Here is an 18,350-nt window from a genome sequence, read left to right on the forward strand (position 1 = left end):
ACTCCAGCCGCAGCGCACCAGCTCCACTCAGGCCGCTGCGGCTGCGACCCTCCAGATCCATCCGCGACAACGTCGTCACACATAAGGAACTCCATGAGCCAGACACTTCCGTCCGCCGGGCAGGGCACTGTTGCCCCGGCCGGGACGCCAAAGAAGGCAGCCCTCGCCAGCTTCCTGGGCAGCGCCGTCGAATACTACGATTTCTTCATTTTCGGTTCCGCCGCCGCCCTGATCTTCCCCACGGTGTTCTTCCCGGACGCCGGCGCCAACGCGGCCATTATGTCCTTCGCCACGTTCGGCTTCGCCTATGTGGCTCGGCCCGTGGGCGCAGTCATCCTGGGCCACTTCGGTGACCGGGTAGGCCGGCGGAAGGTTCTTATGTTCACGCTGCTGCTCATGGGCGCCTCGACGTTCCTGATCGGCTGCCTGCCCGACTTCAACACCGTGGGCTGGTGGGCTCCGGCCCTGCTGGTGCTGGCGCGGCTGTGCCAAGGTCTCTCCGCCGCCGGCGAGCAGGCCGGCGCATCGTCCATGACGCTGGAACACGCGCCGGACAACCGCCGTTCCTTCTTCACTTCCTGGACCCTCACCGGAACCCAGGGCGGCCAAATCCTCGCCGCCCTCGTCTTCATCCCCGTCCTGGCCCTCCCGGACGAGATCAAGTACGGCATCGGCTGGCGCGTTCCGTTCTGGCTCAGCGCCGTTGTTGTGATGGTTGCGTTCTTTATCCGGCGCACCCTGCACGAGCCCCCGGCGTTTGAGGAAGCCCAGAAGACGGCCCAGATCTCCAAGCTTCCCGTGGCCGATCTCCTCAAGGACCACTGGCGCGACGTGCTCCGCGTGGTTTGCTGTGCCTTCATCGCCGCCGTCTCCACCGTATTCGGCACGCTCGCCATCAGCTACGCCAAGACCGTCGCCGGCGTTGACGGGACCACCACGCTCTGGCTGGTGGTCGGCGCAAACCTGGTCGCCTTGGGAACCCAGCCACTGTTCGGCACGCTCGCGGACCGGATCGGCCGCAAGCCGGTCTTCATCTACGGAGCCGTGGCCAGCGCCATCCTGACGCCGGTGTTCCTGCTCAGCCTGGAGTCCGGCAGCATCCCGCTGATGTTCCTCGCAGCCATAGGCTTCTTCTCCTTCGGTTACGCGGCCTCCAACGCGGTCTGGCCGTCCTTCTACGCTGAGATGTTCAGCACCAAGGTCCGCTTCTCCGGCCTGGCGATCGGTACCCAGCTGGGCTTCCTGATGGCAGGTTTCGCCCCGGCGATCGTGGCAGCCATGGGCGGCATCAAGCCCGGCGGCTGGGTCCAGATCAGCATCTTCACCGCCGTCATCTGCAGCATCGCGGCCATCTCCGCCCTAACGGCCAAGGAGACGTTCAACGTCCCCACCAAGCAGCTCGGCCTGAAGTAAGGATCCTCGGCAAGCTGGCGTTCCTGCCCAGTTGCATACTGGAGAGCCCGGCGCGTCCCCAAGACACGCCGGGCTTTCCCGTGTCCTCGGGGAGGCAATCGGGCAGGAGCGTACGACGGCGGGCGGCGGCTTCGGTGCCTTCTGCGAACCGGGCGCCTACGGCCGGCCGGTGTCCAGGACCGAGGCAAGGTCGAAGCTGACCGGTTCCTCCAGCTGTTCGTAGGTGCATGATGCGGGGTCCCGGTCCGGCCGCCAGCGGTTGAACTGGGCAGTGTGGCGGAAACGCTCACCTTCCATATGGTCGTACCGAACCTCCGCCACCAGTTCGGGCCGGAGCGGCACAAAGGACAGGTCCTTGCCGGCGCTCCACCGGCTGCCTTCGGCGTTGCGTGGGGTCCGTTCGCCTTCCCCCTGCTTGGCCCACGCCCACGGGTGCCCGTCAAAGTCGGTGACCAGTTGCTGCAGTTCGGCAAAAAGCTCCTGGCGGCGCTTCATGGGGAAGGCACCGATCACGCCCACGCTGGCGAGACCGCCGTCGTCCTTGTACAGGCCCAGCAGCAGCGAGCCGATCGCGTCCGGTCCGCTCTTGTGCACGCGGTAGCCGGCCACCACACAATCAGCTGTGCGTTCGTGTTTGATCTTGAACATCACGCGCTTGTCCGGCTGGTAGCTGCCGTCCAGCGGCTTGGCCACAATCCCGTCCAGGCCCGCGCCTTCGAACTGCTGGAACCACTGTTCAGCGACAGCCTTGTCCTGGGTCGCCGCGGTGACGTGGACGGGAGCCTTGCTGCCCGCAAGCGCCTTTTCCAGCGCTGCCCGACGCTCGGCGAAGGGCCGGCCGGTGTAGTCGTCGCCGCCGAGAGCCAGCAGGTCAAAGGCTACGAACTTGGCCGGGGTCCGTTCGGCGAGAAGTTTCACGCGGCTGGCGGCGGGATGGATGCGCTGCTGCAGGGCGTCAAAATCCAGCCGGTCACCGGCTGCCCCCACCAAGACAATCTCGCCGTCCAGCACACAACGGGGCGGCAGGTTCTCCTTCAGGGCCTCCACAAGTTCAGGAAAATACCTGGTCATGGGCTTTTCGTTGCGGCTGCCGATCTCCAGCTCATCCCCGTCGCGGAAAATGATGGACCGGAACCCGTCCCACTTGGGCTCATAGCTCAAGGGCCCGTCCGGTATCCCGCTGACGGCTTTGGCGAGCATGGGCGGAACGGGAGGCATCACGGGAAGTTGCATAGTGCCCATTGTTGTCCGGGAGACCCGCCGGCGGTAGGCCTGAACTGGCACAATGTCCATCTGAAGGCCCCGGTGGGGTTTGGCGCGTGGAGTTCTCCGAATCCATTGGTGCCGGCGGAAACGAATCGATCGTGGAGAACTAACCGGCTCCTAACGTCGAGGAAACGCGGGCGCAACATAGCCCCGCCACACTGGAAGTGCCGGCAAGCGCAGGCACCAGCTCCAGCCAGGAGGCCCCCATGTTGAAGGAAGCCAAAGCCCATGTAACAAGAGTCCGCGCCCTGGACCAGCTCCACCGCGGCGATGAAATCGAGGCCCGCCTCTCTGTTGGCCCCAGCTACGACGACGTGGTCATCCGCCGCGGCCTTGTCCAGGAGACAGCACCGGGAATCGGCGTTATCTGGATCATGGACCACCACACCGGCATGCGGAAAGCAATCAATGCGGACGAATGCAGCGTCTGGCGGATTGCCTGACCGGACGCCGCCATTCCACACACCATCAGCACCACGACGCCGGGCGCAGTCAGTTCGGACTGCCCGCCGTTATGGAGCCGCCTGGCTTAACCTCCGGCCACCGACTGAATGACCAGGACCTCCTGCCCGGGCGACACCTCGGTTTCCAGGCCCTCGAGCCGGCGCACCTCGTCGCCGGCAACGTAAATATTCACGTACCGGCGAAGCGCTCCCGTTTCGTCCCGCAGCCTTCTGGCCAGCACCGGGTAACCCCCGGTCACCATATCCAGCAGGCTTCCCACAGTCACCGTCCCGTCGGCGGGCGCAGTCAGGATGGACTGCCCGCCGGCCAGCGGCTGGAGAATGCTGGGTAGTACCACGCTGATGTCAGGCACCGCGGGCCGCCGCCGTGTCCGGAACTGCCAGTCCAGCCCCGGCAACCACGGCGGCGCGGACGCACAGGACGTCGGGGAGATGGCTGATAACTTCAGCAAACCTCTCCCCTTCATCCGCGCTGGCGTACACCGTCCCGCCACGGGTTCCAAAGTAGACGCCGGCCGGCTCGGATGAATCCACGCCCGCGGCGTCACGGAGCACACTGTTGTACTCGAGCTCGGGCAGGCCCGTATCCAGGCGCTTCCAGGTGGCCCCGGCGTCGTCCGTCCGGTGCACGGCAAGCTTTCCATCCGGCGGGATCCGCTCGCCGTCGGCCTTCAGCGGCACAACCCATGCGGTGCCCTCCCGCCGGGGGTGCGTCAGCATCACAAACCCGAAGTCGGCGGGAAGGCCGTCGGCGATGGAGTCCCAGTTTTCGCCGTTGTCATCCGTGCGGTAGACACCGTGATGGTTCTGCGCGTACAGTCGCCCCTCCACCGCAGAATCCGCCGCGATCTTGTGGACGCACTGGCCGAACTCAGGATTGGGGTCCGGCATGAAGTAGGCCGAAATACCCTTGTTGCGGGGCTCCCAGGACTCACCGCCGTCGAGCGAGCGGTACACACCGCCGGTGCTCATGGCGACGTGGACGTTGTCCCCGGCCGGATTCACCACGATGGAGTGCGCGGCGGCGCCGCCATAGCCCGCACCCCAGTCGCTGCGATGAGGGTGGTCCCAGAGCCCGCGGTTGAGCTCGAAATGCTCGCCGCCGTCGGTGGATTTCCAGACCGAGATCGGTTCGGCACCTGCCCATACCACCCCTGGCCGCGACTCTGCGTCCGGGTAGATCTGCCAGATGCGCTCCACTGCCGCGCCGGCGTCCTCGGGAAACGTGATGGCACCCTGTTCGGGTTCGGTCCAGGTGGTGCCAAAGTCGTCGGAGTGGGCCACGGTGGGTCCCCAGTGCTCGGATCTGACGCCCACCATGATCCGGGTTCGGCCGTCCCGCGTGTCGATCCCGATGCTGGGGATTTCGCTCATCAGGAAATGCGGGCCGGAGAAGGACCATTGCTTCCGGTCCTGGCTGGTGGCCAGCCAGAGGCCTTTTTTGGTCCCGATCGCTAAGACAAAGTTCTCTGCGGTTGCCATGCACCCCATGCAACCACCCCGGCCGGAGGGCCGCAACGCTTTTTCTTCGCTATGTGGACCGGTCCGGGTGTGTTGGTCGGGATGGTGGTCAGGGCTGTCCGTGCCGGCGGCGGTGCGTCAGTCGACGAATTCGGACTGCGTCTCGATGAAATCCCAGTCGGCTTCGGTGAGGACAGCCACCGGGATACCCGGGCGCGGGCCCCCGGCTTCGGCAATGCCCTGCAGCACCGGTAACGGCAGTTCCGCCGCACGGAGGTTTTCCCGCAGCCATTCCTTGGTTTGCAGATTCAGATCCAGCCACCACATGTAGATTTCCATGCCGGTCACGCACCTTTCGTATGCTTCAACGTTAGGCGCCGCCCTGTCCACGTTCAAGGGTGGCACCACTCCGGTAGCAGGCTCCCGTTTGCGCGTACATGCAGGTAACGCCGCAGGTCAATGGGACAAAAAGACGAGTACACGGTACCCGCGACTGCCTCTTGGGGCCGCCCTAGCCTGAAATGACAAGCAAGCTGACCGTGCTGCTGCGGCGCTTGGGGTCACCGCTACCCGTTCATCATGATCCGCTCAAACAATCTGGGGAGTTAACAATGAACAGCACTTTTGCAACACTGGGGGTCTTGGGGCTGGGGCTAGGGCTGATCAGTCTGTCAGCACCAGCCATGGCTGCCGCTGACAAGGTCATCGTGTGCCACGACGGCGCACAAACCGGAACGGGCTGGAGCGCAATTCAATTTAGCGTGAATGGCCTGAACGGCCACGACGGGCATCCCGCCGACATCATTCCGCCGAACTCGTCCATACCAGGGGGGCTGAACTGGACGAACGCCGGAAAGATAACCTACATCGCCAACTGTGCCCCGCTGCCTCCGGGTGAGGAACCTCCGGTCTATCCGCCGGTGGACCCACCCGCCGTCGTGGTCGTTCCTCCGGTCGTGGTGGTCGACCCACCCGCCGTCGTGGTCGACCCTCCCGCCGTCGTGGTCGACCCTCCCGCCGTCGTGGTGGACCCACCCGCCGTCGTGGTGGACCCACCCGCCCTGGTTGAAACTCCTGTGGCGGAGTCGGCGGTCGTTGTCCAGACGCCGGTCACCTCGCTGACCCCCGCCTCGCAGACCCCGGCCGCCGGGGCAACGGCCGCCAGCCAGGGCACCAACCAGGGCTTCAACGCGCAGACCGCAGTGGGCGGAGCTGTGAATGCTCCTGCCTGGCTCGTGGGTCTGGGCATGATGCTCGGCGCCGGCGCACTGGTGGCCGTACGCCGCAGGTCCCTGGAGCCAAAGGCAGACTAGGCCGCAGCTCGGGCCGGGCCGAGCGGACAAGCAGGGCGCCCCGCCAACTCAAGGCGGGGCGCCCTTCCTGTAGGCACACTTTCCAATAGCTTAAGGAGCATCGTGGCAAAGCTAAGCGGACGGCACGAGGTACCGAAACGGCTCCGGGGCTGGAACCGCGGAGACATCGCCATCCTGGCCTGCGGCGTCCTGGGCTTCCTCTCCTTCACGTTCGGTGGCCCGCTGCTGGACCAGCAGGGGGCCGCAACGCCGGGAACAAGCCCTGCAGCATACTCTTCCGGAACGTCGTCGATCCAACTGCCGTTGCCCCTGGCCGCACCGGATCTTCCGGCCGCACCGGCTGCATCCGTGCCAGCTGCAGTGGCGCCCGTGGCCAACGGGCCGGTCCTCCCGAAGGCTTCGGCCCCGCAGCGGATTGTCTATCCGAAAGCTGCGATGGACACGGCCGTGCATCCGCTGGCACCGGACAGCACCGCCATCGAGAGCCAGACAATCGTGCCGCCGACCACCATGGACGGGTATTGGCTGACACCGTTCGGGACTCCCGGCAACGGGTCGGGCAACACCACATACATCATCGGGCACAGCTGGGAGGGCCGGGACGCCCCGTTCAACCACCTCAGCTCCGCTGCCGTCGTTGGCGACACGTTCGAGGTCGTCACCGCTACCGGCACTATCCCCTACCGCGTGGACAGCGTCACCACCTACCTCAAGGACAGCCTTAAGGACAGCCCCATCTGGGACATGGTCCCCAGCCGCGTGGTCCTGATCAGCTGTTACACGGAAGACCCGTGGGGGAAAAACGTTGTGGTCACGGCATCGCCCGCTGCCAGCTGACACATTCAAATTGTCGCGTCCACTCGCCGACGCCCTGTTCAAGTGGCTCCCGGCGGCACAGAATGGCCTTATGAATCCAGAACGTTTCAGTGGCCCGCCTCCACTCTTGGTCGGCCTGTTGCCCGATCAGCATCCGGAGGTTCTGAAGACCGCAACATCCCTCGCAGCCAGACTGTCGGCGCCGTTGCTGTGTGCCTATGTTGACGAGGCCAGCTACCTTGTGGAATGGGATCCAACCAGATCCGCGCACCGGCTGTCGCTCCACCCGGACAAGGACGACGACGATATCCGCACGATCACCTCCGGTCTCAGGTCGGTGGTGGAGCGAGCCGTGGCCGACGCCGCGACGTCGGGGGCCACCGTGGATTGGACCCTGCGGACCTTGGCGGGGGATCCGGCCCGCGCACTGGCGCGTCTCGCCGCGGAAAGCAACTCCCCCATGATCGTCGTGGGAACATCGGAGCGGGGCCTGACCCACCGGATCTCCGAACTGCTCAACGGGTCAGTCGGGCTCTGGCTGACGCATCATCAAAGCCGGCCTGTACTGGTGGTTCCCTATCGGATGCCGGCGCATCAGGACGATGCGTAAGCCGGGAGCCTGAACCGGCACCTGAAGCCGCTGTGCGACCCCTCCGGGGAGAACCTCGGGGGACCGAAATAATAAAGCGAAAGTAGTTATTCGAGGTGGTAGCGGACGGCAGCACTGGCACGTAAGCTGGTTCAAGCAGAGGGGTCTGGCCGCAGCGGCTGGTGAATCTGCCCAAATGCTGCTCCGGAGTGCGTATCCCCCAATAACGCACTCCGGAGCTTTTTTGTGCCCTTATATACGGCAACGCCGACCCCGGGTTCGTGTCGCGCACCTCCGACTCAGATACCCCCAGGGGGTACTTGCTATATACCCCCACCAGGTATAAGTTGGCAGCATGGAACCTTCCCAGGAAACCTTGAGCCCACCCTCCGGCACTGACCCGGCGCCTCCGCATGGTTACACCGCGAACAAAGACGCCTACCTTCGCCGGCTCAAGCGAATCGAGGGCCAGGTCCGCGGCATCGCCCGGATGGTGGATGAGGACAAGTACTGCATCGACATCCTGACCCAGGTCTCCGCGGTCACCAAGGCCCTGCACGCCGTGAGCCTGGGACTCGTGGAAGAGCACATCGGCCACTGCGTGGTGGGCGCCGCCGGGGAACCCGATCCTGCCCTTCGCGCTGAAGCCATCGACATCAAAGTCAAGGAGGCTGCAGAGGCTATCGGCCGCCTTCTCCGCTGACCACCGCCACTGACCACCCATTCACAGCCGGCCACCGCCGGTCCCCGTCAAAGGATCCCGCAAATGAGCACCACCTCCACCACCGTCAACGTGTCCGGCATGACCTGCGGCCACTGCGTTTCGTCCGTCAGCGAGGAACTTGAATCGCTCGCCGGGGTTGAAACGGTCGACGTCGAACTCAACGCCGGCGGCATTTCCACCGTCACTATCACCTCAAGCCAGCAGCTGTCGCCGTCCGAGATCGGCGAAGCGGTTGCCGAAGCCGGCTACCTGGTTGTTGCCAACAACGCGTAACGCTGACCGTTCGGGGGATCCATCATGAGCACAGACCATCTCGATCACCACCCACAAAGCCGGGTGGTTGAACTGGACATTGAGGGCATGACCTGCGCCTCCTGCGTGAACCGCGTGGAAAAGAAGCTGGGCAAACTCGACGGCGTCGAGGCCTCCGTCAACTTCCCGCTGGAATCCGCCCACGTCACCGTCCCGGCCGGCATCACGGACCAGCAAATAGTGGACACGGTCAACGCCACGGGCTACAAGGCCACGGTCCGGCCCGCTCGCTATCCACGCCAAAGTGCCAGCCCCGGCACCGACGCCGATCACGACCAGAGTCAGCACGGCGGTTCGGAAGCCGGGCACAGCGCCGGCTCCGGGGACTTGCGGCAGCATGCGTCCAAGGTGGGCCCACGGCGGCAGGGTTCCTTGGCCGAGCTTACGAAGCCAGGGGGCCGCCGGGGAGGCACGAGCGAGCACGCGGAGCATGGCGCCGAAAGCGGCGCGCAAGGTGAGCACATGTCGCACGGTCCCGCCGCCGCCAAGCTGAGGCCAAGGCTGATCCTCGCCGCGATACTGACGCTGCCAGTCCTCGCGATTTCGATGGTTCCGGCACTGCAGTTTCCCAACTGGGGCTGGGTAGCAGGGGCCCTAGCGCTTCCGGTGGTCAGCTGGGCGGCCTGGCCCTTCCACCGTGCTGCAGCCGTCAATGCGCGCCACCTGGCCTCCACCATGGACACGCTTGTCTCGATTGGCGTCGCCGCCGCGTACCTGTTCAGCGTGTGGCAGCTCGCCGCGGATCCCGCCATGACCGCCCACCCGGCCATGGATGGGATGGAGTCCGCCGGCCTCTACTTCGAAGTGGCCGCCGTGGTCACCACCTTCCTGCTCCTTGGCAGGTTCCTCGAAGCCAATGCCAAGCAGAAGGCCGGCGACGCCCTCAAGGCGTTGCTGAACCTCGGCGCCAAGGACGCCACCATCCTTCACGAGGGCTCCGAACATAAAGTCCCCGCCGATCAGCTACGTGTGGGCGACGTCGTGGTGGTGCGCCCCGGCGAAAAGATCGCCACGGACGGAGAGGTGATCGACGGCATGTCAGCTGTTGATGCGTCCCTGCTAACCGGCGAATCCGTCCCGGTGGAGGTGGAGCCAGGCAGCAAAGTCACGGGCGCCACCATCAACACTTCCGGCCGGCTGCTCGTCCGGGCCACCCGCGTGGGCTCCGAAACCACGCTGGCGCAGATGGCCCGGTTGGTCTCGCAGGCACAAACCGGCAAGGCTCCCATTGCGCGCCTCGCCGACCGGATCAGCGCCGTCTTTGTCCCCATCGTCCTTGCCCTCGCGGTGCTCACCTTTGCGCTGTGGCTCGCGTTCAGCGGACCGGTGATTGAACCTGCCGAGCTCAGGGCAGCTTTTACCGCCGCAGTCACTGTGTTGGTCATCGCTTGCCCGTGCGCGCTGGGGCTGGCCACTCCCGTGGGGCTGCTCACCGGAACCGGCCGGGGCGCCCAGTTGGGCATCCTGATCAAGGGCCCGCAGGTCCTGGAAGACACCCGCACGGTGGACACCATCCTGCTCGACAAGACCGGCACCGTCACCACCGGAAAACTCGCCGTGGCCAATACCCTCGCCTTTGACGGCCACCAGGGCAGGGACGTGCTGCGGCTCGCCGGCGCCGTCGAAGCGGCATCCGAGCACCCCATCGCACACGCCATCGCGGCCGCGGCCCTCGAGGCGCAAACCGGGCACGACGACGGCGGGCGGCTCCCCGCCGTCGAACACTTCCGTTCTGCACCCGGCGGCGGAGTGGTGGGAACCGTGGAAGGGCGCGTGATCTTGGCGGGCCGCACGGGCTGGCTCACGGAGAACGGCGTCCGCACCTCCGGCGCGCAGATGGAGGCGCTGGCCACCGCAGAAGCCACCGGCGCCACGGCCATCTGGGTGGCAGTGGACGGCACCCCGGCCGGAATCATCAGTCTCCGGGACACCGTGAAACCGGGATCCGCGGAAGCGGTGGCAAAGCTGAAGAAGCTCGGACTGCGCCCCATTCTGCTGACCGGGGACAACGCCGCGGTGGCCTCACAGGTCGCTGCCGCCGTCGGGATTTCGCTTGACGATGTTCATGCCGGCGTCCTGCCTGCCGGTAAGGTCGAGGCCGTCCGACGGCTCCAGGCGGGCGGGGCCATCGTGGCGATGGCCGGCGACGGCGTGAATGACGCCGCCGCGCTGGCGCAGGCGGACCTGGGCATCGCCATGGGATCCGGTACCGATGTGGCCATCGAGGCGGCGGACCTCACCGTCATGGGCAATGACCTGGGGCAGGTGGCACAGGCCATCGAATTGTCCCGGCGGACGCTGGCCATCATCAAGACCAACCTGTTCTGGGCGTTCTTCTATAACGCCATCGGCATTCCTGTGGCCGCCCTGGGCCTGTTGAACCCGATGCTCGCCGGTGCAGCGATGGCGGCGAGTTCAGTCCTGGTGGTGGCCAACTCGCTCCGGCTGCGCAGCTTCGGCAGGTAGGTCCTTAGGCTGATATGTCCTCAGACGGTGCCGAAGCGCACGGCCGCACGGGCCCGCGCTTTGGCGGCCTCCTCGTCCCGGCGCTTGGCAGGCGCGTGGGTGACCAGCGAATCCAGCAGGTGTTGGGTGATGTGGGCGATCTCGTGCACCGCCGTTTCGAAGGCGTCTTCGTTGGCCTTGGATGGCTTGGTGCTGCCACTGACCTTGCGCACATACTGCAGCGCGGCGGCATTCACCTCCTCAGAGGTGGCGTGCGGTTCGTAGTTGTGGAGGGTTCGTATATTCCGGCACATATGCCCATGCTAGGCTCTGGAACGCCTCGGATCGACCTCCCAGCCCTGCGGTGCTCGAGCCTGTTGAGATTGGACAGGCTCAACCACCGAGATGTTGTCCGGCATGGGCAGCGGTGCCCATCGACAGTATTTTGGAGCCGGGATAGGTTCTAGGCAATGGATCTTCCGGATCAGCCGGAGGCCACTGGGGATGCCGATCTGGATCGGATCCAACACAACGAGGAGAAACTGATGGCTATTTGGGGCGCAGATGTAGAACAGCTCAGGACTCTTGGCAGCAAGCTGCAGGCCGGTGCCGGCGAGATCGAGCAGCAGCGGTCCAACCTCTCCCGCGTGCTGGACAGCACCAACTGGGAAGGCCCGGACGCCACCCACTTCCGTGGGGAATGGTCAGGCACGCACACCGCGGCGCTGAACCAGGTCATCCAGGCGCTGAAGGATGCCGGCCAGAAGGCCACCAAGAACGCCAACGAGCAGGACCAGGCTTCACGCTAACCGCAGAAGCTCTGACCCGGGGCCCGGGCACAGCACAGTGTCCGGGCCCCGTGGCATTTAACAACCGGGCAGCGGGCACTCAGGGCACAGGTTCGACGTCGTTCGCGTGGTCCAGCGGGGCGGGCGTCCCGGCAAGAGCTGCGGCCGTTCCGGAGCGAAGCTCGTCCAGCCGGACCAGAACCACCCCGCCCACAATGAGGGTGCCGCCCAGGAGTTGGATGGCACCGGGAAGCTCACCCAGGAGCAGCCAGGCCCAGACCACCGCGAACAGCACCTCGGTCAGCGAGACGAAGGACGCAACTTTGGAGCCAAGGGCGCGGGCAGCCACAATGCCGGAAACGTACGCCAGGACTGTTGCCATGATGATCAGGCCACCCAGGGAGACCCACCATGGCGTGATCCATGGGCCCAGCTTGGTATCCGCGGTGCTGAATGCCATGGGAAGCAGTCCCGTTGCGGCCGCCAGCCACATAACGGCCGCCCCCGCCAGCAGCCCGGCGGACGCCAGGACGATGGGCGGCAGGGAATCATTTTCCTTGGCCGTGATGAAGAAGTAAATGGCAAGGCATACGGCAGCGGCCATCCCCCACAGGACCCCGACGATGTCGATCTTGACCGTTCCGGTGAGGTCCAGCACCAGGATCAGGCCGCCGAGCGAGAGCACTGTTCCGCCTAAGGTCAACGCCCGTGGGCGCTTCTTGCTCGCCCCCCACAGCCAAAGCACGATGAGGACGGGCGCCAGGTATTCAAGCAACAGCGCTACGCCCACGGAGAGGCGGGCTACGGCATTGAAGTAGAACAGCTGGCACGCGGCCACACCGATCAGACCGAAAAGACCGATGGTGACCCAGTTGTCGCGCAGCTGGTACCACCGTCCGCGCAAGGCCAGAATCGCAGGAATTACGAGAATCAGCGCAGCACCGGTCAGGCGGGCTGTCACGGCAGCGCCCGGGGTCCAGCCGGTTTCCAGGAGCGCCTTGGCGAAGGAGCCGGAGAGCCCGAAGACGGCAGAAGAGAACAACGCGATTCCAAGACCGGAGCCAAGGAATCTGCCCGCGGCTGCGGGGTTAGGGGCGGCAGTCACCGACACCTCCTGTCAGGAGTAAAGTGGGGTAATGGTCCTGACATTACGCCCGCTCCCAGTAAGGAGTCAAGATGGTCTTTGCCCCTGACACCGAAATAGCCCTGCGCACCGTGGTCAACCTGGTCAACACGGCCGCCAACGGACGCGAATTACTCGCCACGGTGGCGCAGCTGGATGGCTTCCTTCGCTCCGAAGGGTTCAGTGGATCCCGCGCCGGCGATGCGGCGGAGCTGTCGAGTGTCCACGAACTGCGCGGGCGGCTTGCCACCCTCTGGACTGCAGACGAAGACTCCGCCGTGGCGGGCGTCAACCGCCTGTTGCGCGAGGCCAACGCACTCCCCCAGCTGATGAAGCACGATGAGTGGGACTGGCATCTGCACGCCACCGCCAGAGACGCACCGCTGGCAGAGCGAATGGGCACCGAAGCTGCCATGGCCCTGGCGGACGTCATCCGGAGCAAGGAAATGGACCGCATGCTGGTGTGCGAGGCCGAGGACTGCGATGCCGTGGTCCTGGACCTCAGCCGCAACCGGTCGAAACGGTATTGCGACACCGGGAACTGTGCCAACCGAGCGCACGTGGCAGCGTACCGGGCGCGGCAGGCGACGGTCCACTAGCCAGCGGCGGGACCTGGGCAGGACCGGCGCGCGGGAAGCCAGCCTACGGGAAGCCGGTGCGCTAGGAGTTGCTGGAGCCGGGGCTGTCAGCGTCCGGAGCCTCAGGGGCGCCGCCGGCCTGGCTTGAGCCGTGTCCCCCGAATCCATGCAACGGCTTCCGCGCTGAACTCAGGTTGACGCCCGATCCCTTGCCCAGGTGTTCGGAGTTCTCTTTGTGGCTCATGGCCAGCATGGCCGCGATCACCAACGTAACGATGAACGCAATGCCGGCCCCCGTGAAGGCGAGGTCGAACCGGGGGGTCTTCGAACTGCCGCCGGAGGCGAAGATCAGCACCGCGATGAAAGCGAGGACGGCCCAGAACGCAGAGAACATCAGCGGCCCCTTCACCGAGGTCCGCAGATTGCGCGGTTTTCCTGGTTTCTGGTCTGCCAAGGTAGTTCCTCTCCTACAGCCATGCCGAAGGGCTTGCTGGTTCGAATGTGTGCGGGGGTTGTTCCGGGCGCGTTTTCTACGCCGGGTAGAACCTTTCGCTTCTAGTTTACGGCTTCCCGGAGGCGGGCCGGGAATCGTGCCTTAGCGTCAGCCCGGACAGGACCCAGAGCACACCGGAGATGATGGCTCCGCCGCCGGCGACGCCAAGCAGTGCATGGGCTCCGAGACTGATGAAGAAAGGCAGGATCGCCGCGGTACCAAGCCCGACGATGCCCGAGGCCAGCCAGTCACGGGCCAGTATGTGCCGGCCGCGATATCGGAGGCCGCAGTACAGCTCCACCGCTCCGGCCAGGCCAAGTCCCGCCGCGGCGACAACGCCGAAGACGCGGTCCCCATGCAGCAGCGCCAAGGCAACACCTGCGCCTGCCAGGGACGCCCCGGCGGCGGAGAGGATTTTGCCGGGCATGCCGTCACGCGCGTAGCCGGTCTTCGGGATGGCCCATAGGACCAGCAGTCCCGTGACCAGCAGATAGAGCCCGCCTGCCCAGCCCATGACCTGGACCGACGGGCCGGCCCAGAAAATGGTCACCGCGCCGAACACTAGCGCGGCCAGAGCCCGGAGCAACACCGGTTTCCACAGGTCAGCCTGCGGTGCGGCGCCGGGCGCGATGTCTGCGGGGGTCACTGGTTGGCTCACCGGTCCAGTTTAGTGGCCGCCGGCCCTATGGCGAACCCAGCACCATCCAGCGGTCCGAGCGGGCACGCAGGCCCAGGGTCACAGCCCGGGCGGCCATGTAGCCCAGCGCAAAAGCGGCCCACAGCCACACGAGGCCTGCAGCCGCGGACATGCCGGAGGCAGCAACGGCCACGAGCATGGGCACGTAGACGGCGAGGTTGGCCACACCTGCCAGTGCCAGATACTTGGCGTCGCCGGCGCCGATCAGCACGCCATCCAGGACAAAGACAAAACCCGCAATTGGCTGGCCGGCGGCAAGGATCCACAGGGCGTACGTCAGGACGGACTGGACGCCGGCGTCTGACGTGAACAGCGCCCCGGCCCAAGGTGCAGCGACGGCCAACAGGGCACCTGTGATCACGCCGAAACCGGCACCCCAGCGGATCATTGTCCGGGTCAACTGCCGCGCCCTCACGGGATTGGACGCACCGAGTTCCTTGCCGATCAGGGCCTGGGCGGCTATAGCGAGGGCATCCAGGGCAAAAGCGAGGAAGGAGAAAATGGTCATGGCCAGCTGGTGCGCGGCAAGGTTGACGGCACCTTGCCCCGTGACCACAAAAACCGTGGCCAGGATGGCTATGCGCAGGCTCAGGGTGCGGAGCATGAGCCACGAACCGACGCGGGTCATCGCGCGGATACCGCTCCAGTCGGGCCACAGGCTGATGCCATGACGGACAGCATTTCGCTGGACCATCAGCAGATAGACGGCCGCCATGGCCCATTGCGCCACACTGGTGCCCGCCGCCGAGCCCGCAACGGACCAGTCCAGCCCGTAGACCAGCCATAGGTTAAGGACAATATTCAGGGCAAAGCCTGCGGTGGCCACCAGCAGCGGTGTCCTGGTGTCCTGCAATCCGCGGAGGACTCCGGTGCCCGCGAAGATGAGCAGCATGGCCACCAGGCCAGGCATGGACCAGCGGAGATAGTCAACAGCAAATGAGCGCACATCACCCTCTGCCCCCATCAGGGACACCAGCGGTTCAGCGGCCCAGAAACCGGCCACCGCCAGGACTATGCCCAGCAGCAGAGCCAGCCAGACGCCGTCGCGCCCTGCCGCAAGCGCCTTGCCCAACTGGCCGTGTCCCATCGCGCGGGCCACGGCCGGGGTGGTGGAGTAAGCGAGGAAAACCATCAGGCCGACGGCGGTGTGCAACACCGCGGAGGCTAGCCCCACACCGGCCAGCTGGGCCACGCCGAGATGGCCCACAATGGCCGAATCCGCGAGAAGGAACAGCGGTTCGGCGATCAGTGCGCCGAACGCAGGCACGGCGAGCCGCAGGATTTCCCGGGCATGGCTGGCGGGACGCTGCACGGCGGCGGGGGCGGATTGATTGGGCACAGCTTCAGCCTAACGGCCGGCGCCGACCACCCGGCGGCCCTGCTTCCATGACGCCGGATGTCATGACAAAGGACACAATGGCGGATGGTTAGTTGACACTTCAACTAAATGTCGGGGAGACTCGATTTATGAATCAGTCACGCCTTATCACCACGGCCATCACCGTCCTGCGCGTCATCCTCGGCTTCCTCTTCGCCGCCCACGGCTGGCAGAAGTTCAATGAATGGACCATCGCCGGCACCCAGGCCGCGTTCTCCCAGATGGGCGTCCCCGCAGCCAACATCTCAGCTCCCCTCGTTGCAGGCCTCGAGCTCGCCGGCGGCGTTGCCCTCATCCTCGGCGTACTCACCCGCGTGGTGGCTGCCCTGCTGGCCCTAAACATGATCGGCGCCCTCTTCCTGGTGCACGCCCCGGCAGGAGTCTTCGCCGACAAGGGCGGGTACGAACTGGTGCTGCTCCTGGGCGCTGCCGCCCTGGCACTCGCACTCACCGGAGCCGGCCGGGTGTCCGTGGACCGCGTCCTGTTCGCCCGCAAGGGCTCCAAACTGGCAGTCCTCGCCTAAGCGGACTCCTCCAAAACGAGCAACGCCCGACGGCGGACCGGCACCCAGGTGCCGGTCCGCCGTCGGGCGTAAAATTCCTTGGCTAAGGTCAGCCGGAGACCCCGGCCCAGGGAGCGGAAGGAATAGCTGGTGCCCAGGTCCACGAGCTGCAGCGTGCCGGTGTCAGTGTTGACGAGTGAGACTCGGGTCGGCCTCTCCAGCTCCGCATCCCTGTCCACCTTGTAGTCGCCGAGGATCACCGGGGAGGCGGCGCTTCCGGCCTGGTTGCCCATGCGGCCGTAGAGGTCAGGGCTTGCAATCTTGGTGAAGGCCCCGTCGCGGTAGACCAACATGCCGTCTTCACAACCCACCACCACGGTTTCCCCACCGGCAACCGCCTCGCCATGCACGCCGGGGCACCCCGCGCTCCGGAGCAGTTCACTGCGCACCGGCTACTCCGTCGCCGGCAAATTCGGCTTTACGGACACCGCCGTCGCGGCGGAGAAAATGGCCAAGGTCCAGATGAGGGACAAGGCGGCCGGCCAGTACCGGGAAATGGAGTCCTCATCTCCCTGGTGGACGGTCAGCTGAACCTGGATTTCAGCGGCACGGCGGCCAAAATCAACTCGCTCGTGATTGCGGCCCGCGCCAGGGACGGCCACCACTGACCCGGCATCTACAGAGGACTTCACCGGTCCGGGAGTCGCGGAATGTGCCGTTGTACGGCTCCGCACCCCGGCGCATGATCCTGTGTACCGGCAGTCGGTTGCGCGCGAGAACATCGCGTACAACAAGCCGCCGCACCCCAACTTCTTCATCGGGGTGGGCATGGAACTGCCCGCGCGGCCGGATATCACCTACACCCGCGCAGAGTAGGCAACAGCAGCCAGCAGCCACAGACGAAACTGCCCCCTTCCGTCCAAAAACGGCGGGCGGGGCAGTTACGTTGCGAATATGTGTCAGCCCCGACCCGCCCTTAACACTGCCTCTCAGTAAGATCGCAGCATGACTGAGACCGCAGCCAACTCCGTAACCCTCCGCTTCCTGGCCGCCCCCACGGATGTGGGCCACAGCGGCTCGGTGGATGCGGGGACCGTCCTCGAATGGGTGGACAAGGCCGCGTACGCTGCCGCCGTGGGCTGGGCCAAGTCCTACTGCGTCACCGCCTACGTGGGCAACATCCACTTCGCGGACCCGGTGAACAGCGGCGACATGGTGGAGGTGGAAGCCACCATCGTCTACACCGGACGCTCCTCCATGCACATCCGGACCGTCGTCTCGTCAAGCGATCCCAAGGGCGGGCCGGCCACAATGCGCAGCCAGTGCATGGTGATCTTTGTGGCTGTCGGCGACGACGGCAAGCCGATACCGGTTAAACAGTTCGAACCGGCCACGGCAGCGGAGATCGAACAGCGGGACCACGCCCTGGCACGGATCAAGGTCCGTGAACGCATTGTCGAAGCTATGAACGCCCAGGAATATACCGCCGCCGGGACCGCCGAACGGGTGACGCTGCGGTTCATGGCGTCCCCCACGGACGTGAACTGGGGCGGTAAAGTGCACGGCGGAATCGTGATGAAGTGGGTCGACGAAGCCGCTTACGTCTGCGCGTCCCGCTACTGTGGCATGGACACCGTGGCGGTCTTCTCCGGCGGCGTTCGCTTCTACCGACCCCTGCTGATCGGCCACGTAGTGGAGGTCGAGGCCAGGCTGGTTTACACCGGGACCAAAGGCATGCACATTGCCGTACATGTGCGCTCCGGAGATCCGAAGGGCAAGGAACTGGACCTCACCACATATTGCCTTACGGTGATGGTGGCCCGCGACGCGGACGGCAACTCGGTCCCCGTCCCCAGCTGGGTGCCGGTCTCGGCAGAAGATACACGGCTGCATGCCCACGCCCGCGAACTGCTCGAAATCCGTGGTACCGCACCAGGGAACCGGCTGCCCAACCACCTGCTGGGGCAGGGCTGAGCCAGCCAGCCCC

23 protein-coding genes and 1 pseudogene are annotated in these 18,350 nt (G+C 65.7%); 14 read left to right on the plus strand and 10 right to left on the minus strand.

The features are described 5' to 3' along the window. Positions 1-93: 93 nt before the first annotated feature. Complete coding sequence (locus tag FYJ92_RS18420) at positions 94-1,413, plus strand: MFS transporter (protein WP_185261990.1); 1,320 nt, start codon at positions 94-96, stop codon at positions 1,411-1,413. A gap of 156 nt (positions 1,414-1,569) precedes the next feature. Here the strand turns inward: FYJ92_RS18420 and FYJ92_RS18425 are convergent, their stop codons facing one another. Beyond that, entirely contained in the window at positions 1,570-2,646 is a 1,077-nt protein-coding gene (locus FYJ92_RS18425; RefSeq protein WP_185261991.1) for an ATP-dependent DNA ligase, read from the minus strand. Positions 2,647-2,885: 239 nt separating this feature from the next. Between FYJ92_RS18425 and FYJ92_RS18430 the strand changes: the two genes are divergently transcribed. Continuing rightward, complete coding sequence (locus FYJ92_RS18430) at positions 2,886-3,122, plus strand: hypothetical protein (RefSeq protein WP_185261992.1); 237 nt, start codon at positions 2,886-2,888, stop codon at positions 3,120-3,122. An 86-nt stretch (positions 3,123-3,208) separates the two neighbouring features. Here FYJ92_RS18430 and FYJ92_RS18435 read toward each other — a convergent pair whose 3' ends face one another. From FYJ92_RS18435 to FYJ92_RS18445, 3 genes are all read right to left on the minus strand, one after another. Next, the gene (locus FYJ92_RS18435) at positions 3,209-3,496 is read right to left on the minus strand and encodes a MoaD/ThiS family protein (RefSeq protein WP_185261993.1); all 288 of its coding nucleotides are present in this window, start codon (positions 3,494-3,496) and stop codon (positions 3,209-3,211) included. Next, entirely contained in the window at positions 3,489-4,634 is a 1,146-nt protein-coding gene (locus tag FYJ92_RS18440; RefSeq protein WP_185261994.1) for a sialidase family protein, read from the minus strand. The genes FYJ92_RS18435 and FYJ92_RS18440 overlap by 8 nt, the downstream gene beginning before the upstream one ends. 108 nt (positions 4,635-4,742) lie before the next feature. Then, the gene (locus tag FYJ92_RS18445) at positions 4,743-4,943 is read right to left on the minus strand and encodes a hypothetical protein (protein WP_185263875.1); all 201 of its coding nucleotides are present in this window, start codon (positions 4,941-4,943) and stop codon (positions 4,743-4,745) included. 272 nt (positions 4,944-5,215) lie between these two features. Between FYJ92_RS18445 and FYJ92_RS18450 the strand changes: the two genes are divergently transcribed. From FYJ92_RS18450 to FYJ92_RS18475, 6 genes are all read left to right on the plus strand, one after another. Further along, entirely contained in the window at positions 5,216-5,917 is a 702-nt protein-coding gene (locus FYJ92_RS18450; RefSeq protein ID WP_255482204.1) for a hypothetical protein, read from the plus strand. A 102-nt stretch (positions 5,918-6,019) separates the two neighbouring features. Further along, positions 6,020-6,754 (plus strand): class F sortase, encoded by a 735-nt coding sequence (locus tag FYJ92_RS18455; RefSeq protein WP_185261995.1) that lies wholly within the window; start codon positions 6,020-6,022, stop codon positions 6,752-6,754. Positions 6,755-6,824: 70 nt separating this feature from the next. Next, positions 6,825-7,343 (plus strand): universal stress protein, encoded by a 519-nt coding sequence (locus FYJ92_RS18460; RefSeq protein WP_185261996.1) that lies wholly within the window; start codon positions 6,825-6,827, stop codon positions 7,341-7,343. Positions 7,344-7,677: 334 nt separating this feature from the next. Continuing rightward, positions 7,678-8,025 carry a metal-sensitive transcriptional regulator gene (locus FYJ92_RS18465; protein WP_185261997.1) on the plus strand — a complete coding sequence of 116 codons (348 nt, stop codon included), beginning with the start codon at positions 7,678-7,680 and terminating at the stop codon, positions 8,023-8,025. A 63-nt stretch (positions 8,026-8,088) separates the two neighbouring features. Next, positions 8,089-8,319 (plus strand): heavy-metal-associated domain-containing protein, encoded by a 231-nt coding sequence (locus FYJ92_RS18470; protein WP_185261998.1) that lies wholly within the window; start codon positions 8,089-8,091, stop codon positions 8,317-8,319. A gap of 24 nt (positions 8,320-8,343) precedes the next feature. Then, entirely contained in the window at positions 8,344-10,824 is a 2,481-nt protein-coding gene (locus tag FYJ92_RS18475; protein ID WP_185261999.1) for a cation-translocating P-type ATPase, read from the plus strand. A gap of 20 nt (positions 10,825-10,844) precedes the next feature. On the opposite strand, the gene FYJ92_RS18480 is transcribed toward FYJ92_RS18475, so the two are convergent. Continuing rightward, the gene (locus FYJ92_RS18480; RefSeq protein ID WP_185262000.1) at positions 10,845-11,117 is read right to left on the minus strand and encodes a DUF2277 domain-containing protein; all 273 of its coding nucleotides are present in this window, start codon (positions 11,115-11,117) and stop codon (positions 10,845-10,847) included. Between the two features lie 156 nt (positions 11,118-11,273). On the opposite strand from FYJ92_RS18480, the gene FYJ92_RS18485 reads away from it, so the two are divergent. After that, complete coding sequence (locus FYJ92_RS18485) at positions 11,274-11,612, plus strand: WXG100 family type VII secretion target (protein ID WP_370526064.1); 339 nt, start codon at positions 11,274-11,276, stop codon at positions 11,610-11,612. 79 nt (positions 11,613-11,691) lie between these two features. Here FYJ92_RS18485 and FYJ92_RS18490 read toward each other — a convergent pair whose 3' ends face one another. Continuing rightward, the gene (locus tag FYJ92_RS18490) at positions 11,692-12,696 is read right to left on the minus strand and encodes a DMT family transporter (protein ID WP_185262001.1); all 1,005 of its coding nucleotides are present in this window, start codon (positions 12,694-12,696) and stop codon (positions 11,692-11,694) included. A 71-nt stretch (positions 12,697-12,767) separates the two neighbouring features. Between FYJ92_RS18490 and FYJ92_RS18495 the strand changes: the two genes are divergently transcribed. After that, positions 12,768-13,313, plus strand: a complete 546-nt coding sequence (locus FYJ92_RS18495; RefSeq protein WP_185262002.1) for a CGNR zinc finger domain-containing protein — start codon at positions 12,768-12,770, stop codon at positions 13,311-13,313. A gap of 61 nt (positions 13,314-13,374) precedes the next feature. Here FYJ92_RS18495 and FYJ92_RS18500 read toward each other — a convergent pair whose 3' ends face one another. The 3 genes from FYJ92_RS18500 to FYJ92_RS18510 form a co-directional block, all read right to left on the minus strand. Next, a complete protein-coding gene (locus tag FYJ92_RS18500; protein ID WP_185262003.1) occupies positions 13,375-13,746 on the minus strand; it encodes a hypothetical protein in 372 nt (123 codons plus the stop codon). 106 nt (positions 13,747-13,852) lie between these two features. Beyond that, positions 13,853-14,443, minus strand: a complete 591-nt coding sequence (locus FYJ92_RS18505; RefSeq protein ID WP_185262004.1) for a hypothetical protein — start codon at positions 14,441-14,443, stop codon at positions 13,853-13,855. A gap of 25 nt (positions 14,444-14,468) precedes the next feature. Further along, positions 14,469-15,821, minus strand: coding sequence for an MATE family efflux transporter (locus tag FYJ92_RS18510; protein WP_185262005.1), 1,353 nt, complete (start codon positions 15,819-15,821; stop codon positions 14,469-14,471). Between the two features lie 128 nt (positions 15,822-15,949). Here FYJ92_RS18510 and FYJ92_RS18515 point away from each other — a divergent pair, with 128 nt between their 5' ends. Then, entirely contained in the window at positions 15,950-16,384 is a 435-nt protein-coding gene (locus FYJ92_RS18515; RefSeq protein WP_185262006.1) for a DoxX family protein, read from the plus strand. Positions 16,385-16,482: 98 nt separating this feature from the next. Here the strand turns inward: FYJ92_RS18515 and FYJ92_RS18520 are convergent. Further along, positions 16,483-16,791, minus strand: a pseudogene (locus tag FYJ92_RS18520) (hypothetical protein); the annotation flags it as partial. Between FYJ92_RS18520 and FYJ92_RS18525 the strand changes: the two are divergent. From FYJ92_RS18525 to FYJ92_RS18535, 3 genes are all read left to right on the plus strand, one after another. Beyond that, on the plus strand, positions 16,715-16,954 hold the full coding sequence (locus FYJ92_RS18525) for a hypothetical protein (protein WP_185263883.1): 240 nt from the start codon (positions 16,715-16,717) through the stop codon (positions 16,952-16,954). The pseudogene FYJ92_RS18520 and the gene FYJ92_RS18525 sit on opposite strands and share 77 nt — an antisense overlap. Positions 16,955-16,999: 45 nt before the next feature. Continuing rightward, positions 17,000-17,239: a hypothetical protein gene (locus tag FYJ92_RS18530; RefSeq protein ID WP_185263884.1), complete on the plus strand. Its 240-nt coding sequence runs from the start codon at positions 17,000-17,002 to the stop codon at positions 17,237-17,239. A 129-nt stretch (positions 17,240-17,368) separates the two neighbouring features. Next, on the plus strand, positions 17,369-18,337 hold the full coding sequence (locus FYJ92_RS18535) for an acyl-CoA thioesterase (RefSeq protein WP_185262007.1): 969 nt from the start codon (positions 17,369-17,371) through the stop codon (positions 18,335-18,337). Positions 18,338-18,350 lie beyond the last annotated feature (13 nt).

Source organism: Pseudarthrobacter sp. NBSH8, from assembly GCF_014217545.1.
Taxonomy (GTDB): Bacteria; Actinomycetota; Actinomycetes; order Actinomycetales; family Micrococcaceae; genus Arthrobacter.

What these genes read in the sequence shown, in the direction of transcription:
- FYJ92_RS18420 (WP_185261990.1), top strand. Translation starts at nt 94, where the DNA reads ATGAGCCAGACACTTCCGTCCGCCGGGCAGGGCACTGTTGCCCCGGCC.
- FYJ92_RS18425 (WP_185261991.1), bottom strand. Translation starts at nt 2,646, where the DNA reads ATGCAACTTCCCGTGATGCCTCCCGTTCCGCCCATGCTCGCCAAAGCC.
- FYJ92_RS18430 (WP_185261992.1), top strand. Translation starts at nt 2,886, where the DNA reads ATGTTGAAGGAAGCCAAAGCCCATGTAACAAGAGTCCGCGCCCTGGAC.
- FYJ92_RS18440 (WP_185261994.1), bottom strand. Translation starts at nt 4,634, where the DNA reads ATGGGGTGCATGGCAACCGCAGAGAACTTTGTCTTAGCGATCGGGACC.
- FYJ92_RS18445 (WP_185263875.1), bottom strand. Translation starts at nt 4,943, where the DNA reads ATGGAAATCTACATGTGGTGGCTGGATCTGAATCTGCAAACCAAGGAA.
- FYJ92_RS18450 (WP_255482204.1), top strand. Translation starts at nt 5,216, where the DNA reads ATGAACAGCACTTTTGCAACACTGGGGGTCTTGGGGCTGGGGCTAGGG.
- FYJ92_RS18460 (WP_185261996.1), top strand. Translation starts at nt 6,825, where the DNA reads ATGAATCCAGAACGTTTCAGTGGCCCGCCTCCACTCTTGGTCGGCCTG.
- FYJ92_RS18465 (WP_185261997.1), top strand. Translation starts at nt 7,678, where the DNA reads ATGGAACCTTCCCAGGAAACCTTGAGCCCACCCTCCGGCACTGACCCG.
- FYJ92_RS18470 (WP_185261998.1), top strand. Translation starts at nt 8,089, where the DNA reads ATGAGCACCACCTCCACCACCGTCAACGTGTCCGGCATGACCTGCGGC.
- FYJ92_RS18475 (WP_185261999.1), top strand. Translation starts at nt 8,344, where the DNA reads ATGAGCACAGACCATCTCGATCACCACCCACAAAGCCGGGTGGTTGAA.
- FYJ92_RS18480 (WP_185262000.1), bottom strand. Translation starts at nt 11,117, where the DNA reads ATGTGCCGGAATATACGAACCCTCCACAACTACGAACCGCACGCCACC.
- FYJ92_RS18485 (WP_370526064.1), top strand. Translation starts at nt 11,274, where the DNA reads ATGGATCTTCCGGATCAGCCGGAGGCCACTGGGGATGCCGATCTGGAT.
- FYJ92_RS18495 (WP_185262002.1), top strand. Translation starts at nt 12,768, where the DNA reads ATGGTCTTTGCCCCTGACACCGAAATAGCCCTGCGCACCGTGGTCAAC.
- FYJ92_RS18515 (WP_185262006.1), top strand. Translation starts at nt 15,950, where the DNA reads ATGAATCAGTCACGCCTTATCACCACGGCCATCACCGTCCTGCGCGTC.
- FYJ92_RS18525 (WP_185263883.1), top strand. Translation starts at nt 16,715, where the DNA reads ATGCCGTCTTCACAACCCACCACCACGGTTTCCCCACCGGCAACCGCC.
- FYJ92_RS18535 (WP_185262007.1), top strand. Translation starts at nt 17,369, where the DNA reads ATGACTGAGACCGCAGCCAACTCCGTAACCCTCCGCTTCCTGGCCGCC.